Origin of the sequence: Streptomyces azureus (assembly GCF_001270025.1) — a bacterium.
In the GTDB taxonomy this organism is placed as follows: Bacteria; Actinomycetota; Actinomycetes; order Streptomycetales; family Streptomycetaceae; genus Streptomyces; species Streptomyces azureus.
On sequence record NZ_DF968258.1, the window covers coordinates 1 to 10,516 of the forward strand.

Genomic DNA, 10,516 nt, shown 5'->3' on the forward strand with positions numbered 1-10,516 from the left:
GCACCACACCGTCCCACCACCTGCGACCCCGCCCGCACCACACCACACACGCCACCCCCGGACACGCGCGTGTCGTCAGGAGGTCGCCGCGCGTTAACCCGGGCGGCCGACCTGCGCCCGACCCGACGCTCCTGGAGTGACCGCAGTGCCCCTACCTCTTCCCCGCCCCCCGGCCCTGCTGAAGGGGCTGGTCACCATCGTCCTGGCCGCCGCGTTCGCCGCTCAGGCGGTCGCGGCGCTGCTGCCCCACGTACCGCTGCTGATCGCCGCGACCACCGTCTCCCTCGCCACCGAGGGCGTCCTGTACCGGTGGCAGCGCGGGGTGCTGTCGCTGTTCGCCAAGTCGCACGCGGACATCACCGTGCGGCACGTCCTGCGGGACCTGCTGCTGGTCGTGGGCCTGTTGCGGCTCGGCGAGCAGGACCGGGAGACGGTGTACGCCCCGCTCGTGGCCGGGCTGCTCGCCTTCTACGTGCTGCACTGCGCGATCCAGGCGGTCTCCGTGCTGGTGCGCCGGACCCGCACCCTGCCGGTGGTGACCCGGAACATCGACGCCTCGGCGCTGCGGCTGTCCAAAGCCCCGTCCGTGATGCTGCGCCGCCCCGGCCACCGGCTGCTGGTGTTCGGCCTGCCGGCGACGGCCGGGCTGCTGGCCGCCGCGCCGGGCGACGAGCCGGTGTACGCGGCCGCGGGCATCGCGCTCTCCCTCACGCTCGCGCTGACCGGCCTCGGCGCTCTGCTCTTCCGGCTGCTGCCTGCTCGCCGCCCGGCCGGCGAGCAGGAGGTGCTCGACTGGTTCGACGCGTGGCTGGCCGAGTACCGGCCGACCGTGGGCCTGTACTTCTCCGGCGGTGCCTCCTCGGCCTACCAGGCGAACATGTGGCTGGAGCCGCTCGCCAAGACCGACGGGAAGCCGGTCATCGTGCTGCGCGAGCGGTTCATGGTGCAGAAGATCGCGGCGACGGACATCCCGATCGTGTGCCTGCCGAAGGTGTCCACGCTGATGCGGCTGGAGCACTCCACGCTCCGGGTCCTCATCCACCCCGCGAACTCCGGCAAGACCTCCCAGGTGCTGCGCATCCCCACGATCCGGCACACCTTCGTCAACCACGGCGAGAGCGACAAGCTGTCCTCCTGCAACCCGTACGCGAAGGCATACGACGAGGTCTGGGTGGCCGGGCCCGCCGCGCGCGAGCGGTACGCACTGGCCGAGGTGGGCGTCGAGGACAAGGACGTGGTAGAGACGGGCCGTCCGCAACTGGACGCCGTACGGCCGTACGCCGGCCGGCCGACAGGGACCAGCACGACCGTGCTGTACGCGCCGACCTGGGAGGGCTGGGACGGCAACCCCGGCAACACGTCGGTGATCACGGCCGGGGAGAACCTGGTGCGGGCGCTGCTCGCGGACCCGGGCGTGCGGCTGCTGTACAAGCCTCATCCGCTGACGGGGTCGGTGGACCCGCGCGCGGGCGCGGCCGATCTGCGCATCCGGGAACTGATCCGGGCGGCCAACCGGGAGCGGACGGGGGCGCGCCGTCCCACGGGCGGTGCCGAACTGGCCCGGCTCACCGAGGAGCTGGACCGGCTCACCACGGCCGTCTTCCGGGCCGGGGCCGACACCTTGGAGCGGATGCGGGTGCAGTCGGCGCCGGAGCCGGGCCGGGCGGAGGCGGTGGCGCGGGCGACGGCGGCCTGGGAGGAGGCGTACTGGGCCTCGCTGCCGGAGGGCGAGCACCAGATCATCACGGACGCCCGGCCCGCGCTGTACTCCTGCTTCAACGTGGCCGACCTGCTGATCAGTGACGTGTCGAGCGTGATCAGCGACTTCCTGGCGAGCGAGAAGCCGTACGCGGTGGCGAACACCAGCGGGCTGCCCGAGGCGGCCTTCCGTACGGCGTTCCCGACGGTGGCGGCGGCGACCGTGCTGACGCCGGACGCGGCCGGGGTGCCGGGCCTGCTGGAGACGGTCCGGCACCCGGAGAAGGACGACCTGGCCCAGGCACGCGCCGCGTTGAAGCTGCGCCTGCTGGGCCCGGCCGATCCGCCGTCGCAGGAACGCTTCAACGCGGCCGTGCGGGCCCTGTGCGAGGAGGCCCGGGCCCAGCGGGCTCGAGTGGCGAAGCGCCTGACGGCGGAACTGCCCGGCCAGCGCACGGAACCGGCGAGCGACGGGGCGGACCTGCCGACGGCCGCACCGCGCTAGCGGACAGCACGACGGACCAATCGAGAGAACAACCAACGAAACAAGCGCGGGGCCGGTGGGCGATCGGCCCACCGGCCCCGCGCCCGTGTTCACGCCGCCTGCCGCACCTCACGCGACGTCAGCACCCGCCGTGCCTTGCGTACCGCCCGGCGTACGAAGGTGTCGACGCCGCCCTCGCGGTAGCCCGGGAAGGCGCGGGCCTCGCGCGGCTCGGCGAGGTACACCGAGTCGGGGATGCCCGCGGCGCGGTCGCGGAAGTGCGGATAGGCCAGGTAGACGCGGCGTCCCTTCCTCTCCAGGAGGGCCGCCGCCTGCTTCTTGGCCTTGACGAACTTCACGACGTCCAGCAGCAGTTCGGGGCGCTGCTCGGCGACCAGGTGCAGCCGCAGCCGCTCGTGGACCTTGAGGCGCTGGGCGACGCCCTCGGTCCAGTACGCGTCCGTCAGCGGCTTGGCCAGCTCGAACTTGTGCCGGCGTATCTCCTCGCTGTCCGTCAGGTACTTGGGACCGAACTGCGGCAGCAGCGTGACGAGGAAGGGCCGGACCATCAGCTGGTCGCGCCGGCCGCCCGCGGGGACGAACTCGGCGATGAGGTTCATCAGGGCCCGCGCGGAGTCGAAGCGCAGCGTGTAACTGCCGCTCTTCGTCACGTGCTTGCCGTCGTCACGGCCGACCAGGTAGTAGCAGGTGTGGTCGGCGACCACGGAGACGCCGTCCGCCCGCAGGTACGCCTCCATCGTGAACAGGGCGTCCTCGCCGGTGAACAGCGACTCGTCGAACCGCATGCCGTGCCGGTCGAGCAGCTCGCGGCGGAACAGCTTCTGCGCGCTGAGCGTGAACTTGATGTTGGACGAGAAGACGTCCGTGCGCTCCACCGTCTTGCCCCACATGGACTTCGGCGCCGAGCGGTTGACGCCCTCGACCTTGCCGAGGACGACGTCCGTCCCGGCACGGTCGGCCATGTCGACCATCCGCTCCAGGGCCTCGGGACCCAGCCGGTCGTCGGCGTCGAGGAAGAAGACGTAACGCCCGGTCGCCTTGCCCAGGCCGACGTTGCGCGGGCCGCTGGGGCCGCCGGAGTTCTCCTGCCGGATCACCAGGACGTGCATGGGAGCGCGCTCGGCGAACTCCTCCAGGTACTCCCCCGTGCCGTCCGTCGATCCGTCGTCCACCGCGATGACTTCGACGCGCTCCGGATCGATGGTCTGTGCCTCGACGGACGAGAGGCACTCGATCAGGTACGGCATCGCTTCGTACGCCCCGATGATCACACTCACATCAGGCTGCGACACGGTCACGTTTCCCCCTAGTCAATGGGATATTCCCCCCGTATCTCCTCATTCGCTACTTGGTAGACGGGTGATCGAGGCAAGCGGTTGCCTCGATCACCCGTGCCAGTGATTCACGTCACACGGCGAACCGGCAGGAAGCGGGAAGGAAAAGAGGTCGGCCCCCGAGGAACACTCCTCGGGGGCCGACCTCTGAAGCAGGCGGCGGTTCAGCCCGTGCCGACGCCGTCCGTGTCACCGGCGGAGCACACCCGCTGCCCGGGCACGGCGTTCGCCAGTTTTTCCGCGTCGGCGGCGGTGGCCGTGATCCGTGACTCCTGGCCGACGTTGCGCGTCTCGGCCTTGATCGCGAGGTTCGCGACGGCGGTGTTGAACTGGTCGATGGAGGCCGGCTCGTCCGGGCCCAGCAGGTACTGCTTGAGCTCCTTGCGGTCCTCGGCCAGCGGATCGGCGGCCGGGTCGCGCACCGCGCCGAGCAACTCGCCCAGCTCGGCCGCGCTGTTGGACAGGATCACCGCGGCACGCACCGCCGTGTTGTTCCGCTTGAACTCCTCGGCGCCCAGCTCCGCGGAGTCGGTGACCGCGTACGGCTTGCCGCTCGCGATGAAGTCGGAGACCACGCTGGAGATGTCCGAGACCATCGCGTCCGAGACGTTGAAGCAGTCGTACAGCCGCGGTTCGGAGCCGGTGATGACGCGGTGCTCCCAGGTGGGGAAGGAGCGCCAGTAGGCGTCGTTCCACTCAGCGCGCAGGCGGGCGACTTCCTCGTGCCGGGCGACGTCGACCTGCCCGTCACGGGTGGCCTCGGCCTCGTCGCGGCCCTTGTCGCCGCCCTTACCGGCCAGCTGGGCGATCCGGGCCTCGATCCGGGCCAGCTCGGCCTTGGCCTGCGCCTGGGCGGCGCTGTCGGTGGCGAAACGCGAGTCGGCGGCGCGCTCGGCGGCGGCCTTCCGGACCAGGGCGGTGATGCGCTGGTGGGCGGCCTTGGCCTCCTTGCTGCGCGTGCCGGTGAACGGGTGCGGCTTGTACAGGACGCGGACCGGCGGGTCGGCCGTGATCAGCCTGCGCACGATGTTCTCGCCGGCCAGCAGGATCGAGGTGTTGCCGGGGTTGTCGTCCCAGCCCTCCCAGGTGGGGGCGTACAGGACGGTCGGGCAGCGTCCATCAGCGGCTCCGCCGCGGGGCCCCTCGGGCACGCCCTGCCAGGTCTGGATCGGGGCGAGCTGCGGACGGCCGACCTCGACGATGTCGTCGTCGCGGACACCGACGTCGGCGATGGCGTAGCGGTCGCGGCCCGCGCGGCCGGCCGTCCACACCTCGTCGTAGACCTTGCTGAACGGGTTGACGCTGGCGAGCTTGTCGCTGTCGCCGTGACCGATGAAGACGTGCTTCATGGTGGGCACGCGCAGCATGTGGATGTTCTTGCCGACGTTCGCCGCGTAGAGCGCGACCCGCACCGTGGACAGGTCCATGTTCATCAGGTGCACCCCTCCGGGCACGCAGATGACGGGGACCGTGGTCGGCGCGAGGTTGTTCAGGATGGCCCGCTCACGCAGGATGATCAGCGGCTTGGAGTCCAGGTTCTCCATGGTGTCCAGCCACATGTTGACCTGGTACGCGGAGTCCTTCGAACCGGAGAAGTACAGGACCGTCTCCGGCTTGTACTGGCCCAGCCAGTCGTCGACGGCGGCCAGCACCTTCTCGGCGTTCGGCGGGATCTTCCGGCCGCGCACGTACGGCATGAGCGCCAGGACGTACAGGGTGGCGAGGGCCACCGTGACGCCGATGCCGACGAACCCGATCAGGGCCGACTTCACCTGCGCGGCGAGCAGGATGCCGACGACCGCGAAGAGGTCGAGGTGCAGCATCTTCTCGGCGGAGCGGTGCAGCAGCCGGCGCGGCGGGGCGTCCGGGATGCGGATGCGGGACTTCAGGTCGACGTTGCGGGTGGCGACCGGCATGCGGCGGCGGTTGCGGATCAGCTGGACCAGCGCGCCGTGCGGGGCCTGGAGACCGTAGAAGGCGATGAAGCAGGCGATCGCCCCGTAGTAGATCAGGTTGTCCGCGAGGGACAGCCGGGCCAGCAGCAGGACGAGGAGCAGCTGCCGGATCAGGAAGCGGATCGACAGGCCGGCCCGGACCTTGCCGAGGCGGTTGATCAGGTAGCTGCCCTTGCGGTGCAGATAGTGGTCCGCCAGGTACGTCACGGCGGCCGCTGCCGCGAAGGCGGGGACGCTCGGGACGAGCGCGGCCAGCATGAGGGCGGGGAAGCCCGCCACCATGAGGACCGCCGCGGCCAGCTCGGCCGCGCTGCCCACCCGGGCGACGCGAATAGCGGTGGATATCACGGAGAAACCTGCTCTTGGGAGGGGTGTGCCGGTCTTGGTTCGAGAATGCGGCTGGTCTGTGAATATTCGCGGGACTGTATGGATTCAGGCCCCTGCGAACACTCCTGTTGACGAACACCGTTAACAGGAGGGCGCAGAGGCCTGAATTACCGAAGTCTATTTGGCGCCAATTATTACACGCCGTCCTGTCGGTCCAGCACCGAGGCCAGCGCCTGCTCGAAGCCGGACGCACGGGCCGCACCGGCGGTCGGGTCCTGCTGACGGACGTCGATGACGTGGCCGGTCAGCTCGGACAGCAGCACGTCCAGCGAGGTGCGCGCCACGGCCTCGGAGGACAGCAGCGAACCGGTCGGCTCCTGGCCGAAGGCCTTGGTGCGCATCGGGGTGGCGGTGCGCTCGGGGTTGATGCAGTTGACGCGGACACCGTCGCCCGCCCACTCGTCGGACAGGGCCTGGGTGAGGTTCACCATGGCGGCCTTGGTCGAGGAGTACAGGCTGTACTCGGCGCGACCCCGGGTGTAGCTGCTGGAGGTGTACAGCAGCAACTGGCCCTTGGTCTCGGACAGGTACTTGTACGACGAACGGGCGATCTGCACCGGGGCCAGGTAGTTGACCTTCAGCGCCTCCTCGATGGTGGCGTTGTCGGTCTCGGCGAGCTTGCCGATGCGCAGCACACCCGCGGTGTTCACCACGTAGTCGATGCGGCCGGTCTCGGCGTAGGCCTTGGACAGGGCGTCGTCGACCTCCTCCGGGTTCTCCACGTGGGTGCCGGTGGTGGAGCGGCCCAGCGCGTAGACCGAGGCGCCGTAGGACTCGGCGAGCTCGGCGATGTCCTTGCCGATGCCGTAGGAGCCGCCGAAGACGACGACCGTCTTGCCGGTCAGCAGCTCCCGGTACGCCTCCTCGGAGACCTGCTCGGGCGCGGCCGTGGAGGCCAGCTGGAAGAGCTTGTCGGCGATGAAGACGTCGACGGGCTGCGTGACCTTCATGTTGTACTCGTCACCCGCGACGACGTGGATCGGCACGTCCGGCAGGTACTTGAGCACGACGGAGCAGTCGTCGGTGGCCTGGAAGTTGGGGTCGCCGGCGGCGACCTCGTAGGCCCGCTTGATCGTGGACAGCTTGAAGGCCTGCGGCGTCTGGCCGCGGCGCAGCCGGGAGCGGTCCGGGATCTCGGTGATGAACTCGCCGTCCTCGCCGTGCGTGCGCGTGACGATGATGGTGTCGGCGGAGGGGATGGCCACGTCGACGGCCTGGTAGCGCTCCAGCGCGGTGACGCAGTCGTCGATGACGCGCTGCGACAGCAGGGGGCGCACGGCGTCGTGGAAGAGGACGTTGGCGTCCTCGCCCTCGGCCAGGCCCTCACCCAGGGCCGAGATGGCGCGCTCGGTGGTCTCGTTCCGCGTGGCGCCGCCCTCGATGATCTTCGAGACCTTCTTGAATCCGGCCTTCGCGACAATCTTCTCGATATCGGGCACATAGCCCGGCGCCATCAGCACGATGATGTCGTCGATCGAGTCGGCGTTCTCGAAAGTGGTCAGCGTGTGCTCGATGACTGCCTTGCCGGCGATCTTCAGCAGCTGCTTGGGGATCGACAGACCCACGCGCTGACCGGTGCCACCGGCCAGGATCACTGCGGTGGTACGGGGCTTGGCTATGTGCTGGGACACAGGTGACCTACCTTGGGGCGACAGGGAACTTCGAAATGGTCCCACTTGTGGTTACCGCAGTGCAAGGTGAGCGACCTCTGCCGCATATGTGCGCGCAACCTGTCATTCACCTCCCACGTCTGTGATTGATGAGACGGTTCCGCGACCCTCCGGAAATGCGCTGTGAGTAACTCCACAGACGCTCAGCGGCGTCGGAGCCGCTTGAGACAGCGGTGACCGAGGACCTTCACGAGTTCCTTGGACGATGTCTGGTGCACGGTACGCGCTTTGACGGTGCCGACCGCCGCGGCGAGCGCTCCGTACCGCGCCCGCGCGGCCACTTCGGGAGCCATACGCGGCTCTCCGGCCCGCTCTTCGGCGGTACGCGGTACCGTCGGCAGCAGGGCGGGACCGCCGATGAGCCGCACGCCGAGCCCGCCGATCCGCTCCGCCGCCCCGGCTCCGATCGCGGCGGCGGCCTCCACGGCCCAGCGCGGTGTGCCGATCTTCACGTCGCCGGGCGCGGGACTGCACGCGTTCTTCATATGCGGAACCGCGCCGTTGCGGGCGAGTCGCGAATACAGCTCGTCGGGCAGCTCATTGCCGCGGAATTCCTGGTCAAGATTGCGCAGCATTTCGGTCTCGGCGAGAGCAATACGCGACAAGCCCGGGGCGGACTTCTCACACGGCTCCCCCGTCTCGCACGACGAAGGGCCCGGCACTCCGGGGAGTACCGGGCTCACGCGAGCGTCGGGGGTCGGGGGTCGGGTCAGACCACCTCGACGCCCGGCCGGCCCGCCTCGACCCGCAGCTTGGCCAGCGTGCTCGGCGTCGCCGACGGCTGCCGTACGGTGTCGACCACCCTCACCTGCGCGTCGATGCCGTCGCGGCGGACGTCGAAGAGGTGGTAGCCGCGGTGGGCGTCGAGCAGCTTCCAGTGCGGGTTGTCCGGGCGCCGCGGGTCCCACTCCCTGCGGAAGGCCGCCTGGTCCTGGTCGCCGTTGCTGGAGATGGAGGTTCCGACGAACTCGGCGCCGACGACCGCGGAGTCCGGGTCGGCGTAGTCCTCCTTGAGGTCGCTGATCATCGTCAGGTGCCGGTCGCCGGAGAGCACGACGGGGTTGCGGACCTGCTTGAACTCCTTCAGGAACCGGTTGCGTTCGGCCTGGTAGCCGTCCCAGGCGTCGTAGAACCAGAGCTTGCCCTCGCCGACCTGGAGGTCCGTCTCGGCCATCATGATCTGCGAGGCGATGAGGTTCCAGCGGGCCGGCGAGTCCTGGAGCCCGTTCAGCAGCCACTGCTTCTGCCGCGCGCCCAGCATGGTCAGTGACGGGTCCTGGGCACCGGCCTGGCTCTTGGCCTGGTCGCTGCGGTACTGCCGGGTGTCCAGGACGTTGAGCCGGGCCAGCCGGCCGAACTCCAGGCGGCGGTACATCTTGATGTGCGGTCCGTTCGGGACGGCGGTGGCACGGACCGGCATGTGCTCGTAGAACGCCTGGTAGGCCGCGGTCAGCCTGGCCACGAACGCGTCGTGCGGCTGTTTGTCCGGGTCCTGCGGGATCTCGCCGGCGAAGTCGTTGTCCACCTCGTGGTCGTCGAAGCTCACCACGAACGGCGCGTTCGCGTGCATCGCCGCGAGGTCGGCGTCGGTGCGGTACTGCGCGTACCGGTTGCGGTACTGGACGAGGCTGAACGGCTCGCCGGTCCCCTCGTGCCGCCGCAGCGCCGTCGCCGACGGCGTGGACTCGTAGATGTAGTCACCGACGAACACCACGACGTCCGGGTCCTGGTCGAGCATGTCGGCGTACGGCGTGAAATAGCCGTGCTGCCAGTTCTGGCAGGAGGCCAGCGCCACGCGCAGGGAGCCACCGGAGCTGTAGGGGTGGGGCGCGGTACGGGTGCGGCCGGCGGGCGAGAGCTGCCCGCTGGTGCGGAAGCGGTACCAGTACGCACGGTCCGGACGCAGCCCGCGTACGTCCACGTGAACGCTGTGCCCGTACTCGGGCCGGGCCTGGGCGGTGCCCCGGCGGACGATCTTTCTGAACCGGGAGTCCTCCGCGAGCTGCCATTCCACCGGCACCACCCGGTCGGGCATACCGCCGCCGTTCAGCGGGTCCGGGGCGAGCCGGGTCCACAGCACGATGCCGTCCGGCAGCGGATCTCCGGAGGCGACGCCGAGGCTGAACACGCCGTCGGGCAGCGGTGTCTCGGCCCCGTGGGCGGTGGCCGGAAGCCACAGCTGGGCGGAGGCCGCGGCACCGAGCACCGCGGCACCGGCGGTCAGAAATCGGCGTCGGTCGGGGGATACTGCTCCGGTCATCGGCTGACTCCCTTACCTCGCTGGCCACTTGGACACTGGGAAGCTTCACGCTCGCGGGCGGTCCGCCCGCTGAACGCCGGGGTTCACGTACATGACAACTAAGCAGCCAAAGGGAGACCCGCCGCCAGCGCTGGAACAAGCCGTTGCCGGGGCGGGTCTGACAGGTGATCAGTCAGCGAAGCCGGTGCCGAGCCGGGCCTGGGTGGCGGTGGTGCCGAGGAGTGTGTTGCCGAAGGTCGTGGTGGCGTTGGGGCTCACGACGGTTGCCGGTGCGGACCTGAAGTACCACACGGACCCGGCGTTGCCGTTCTCCCCCGGCGCGCCCGCGGCCAGGTCGGCCAGGCCGTCGTGGTTGGCGTCGGCGAGGTGGACGGCCCTGCCGAAGGCGTCGTTCTTCTCGGGGGTGCCCGGCACGTTGGGGGTGTTCTGCGTGACCACCTGGGCGCCGGTGCCGGTGAGTCCGCGTGCGGTGCCGGGCAGCACGACGACGGCTCCCGCGTCGGCCACACTGCCCAGGTTCTCCCCGGGCAGCCCGGTCGCCACGTCCGGGTATCCGTCGCCGTTGACGTCGGCGACCCGGACGTCGGCTCCGAAGCCGTCGCCCGCCTCGGCGCTGCCGGGCACGCCGGGGCTGTCCTGGTTGAGGTGCTTGGCCTTCACACCGTCGGGCCCGTCCGGGCCGCCCGGGATCCAGGTGACCCGGCCGC

The 10,516-nt window shown here is 70.2% G+C and carries 7 protein-coding genes; 1 reads left to right on the forward strand and 6 read right to left on the reverse strand.

Going from position 1 to position 10,516, the window contains the following annotated elements; all coding sequences use genetic code 11:
* Positions 1-145 precede the first annotated feature (145 nt).
* On the forward strand, positions 146-2,203 hold the full coding sequence (locus tag AOQ53_RS15495) for a hypothetical protein (protein WP_059417758.1): 2,058 nt from the start codon (positions 146-148) through the stop codon (positions 2,201-2,203).
* A gap of 89 nt (positions 2,204-2,292) precedes the next feature.
* On the opposite strand, the gene AOQ53_RS15500 is transcribed toward AOQ53_RS15495, so the two are convergent.
* From AOQ53_RS15500 to AOQ53_RS15525, 6 genes are all read right to left on the reverse strand, one after another.
* Entirely contained in the window at positions 2,293-3,501 is a 1,209-nt protein-coding gene (locus AOQ53_RS15500; RefSeq protein WP_059417759.1) for a glycosyltransferase family 2 protein, read from the reverse strand.
* 200 nt (positions 3,502-3,701) lie between these two features.
* The gene (locus AOQ53_RS15505) at positions 3,702-5,840 is read right to left on the reverse strand and encodes a CDP-glycerol glycerophosphotransferase family protein (RefSeq protein WP_236711700.1); all 2,139 of its coding nucleotides are present in this window, start codon (positions 5,838-5,840) and stop codon (positions 3,702-3,704) included.
* Positions 5,841-6,013: 173 nt separating this feature from the next.
* Positions 6,014-7,510, reverse strand: a complete 1,497-nt coding sequence (locus AOQ53_RS15510) for a bifunctional cytidylyltransferase/SDR family oxidoreductase (RefSeq protein ID WP_059417764.1) — start codon at positions 7,508-7,510, stop codon at positions 6,014-6,016.
* A gap of 182 nt (positions 7,511-7,692) precedes the next feature.
* Positions 7,693-8,154, reverse strand: a complete 462-nt coding sequence (locus AOQ53_RS15515; RefSeq protein ID WP_330219346.1) for a hypothetical protein — start codon at positions 8,152-8,154, stop codon at positions 7,693-7,695.
* Positions 8,155-8,258: 104 nt separating this feature from the next.
* A complete protein-coding gene (locus tag AOQ53_RS15520) occupies positions 8,259-9,809 on the reverse strand; it encodes an alkaline phosphatase D family protein (protein WP_059417766.1) in 1,551 nt (516 codons plus the stop codon).
* A gap of 168 nt (positions 9,810-9,977) precedes the next feature.
* On the reverse strand, positions 9,978-10,516 hold a 539-nt coding region (locus AOQ53_RS15525; RefSeq protein ID WP_174523294.1), incomplete at its 5' end, for an FG-GAP repeat protein.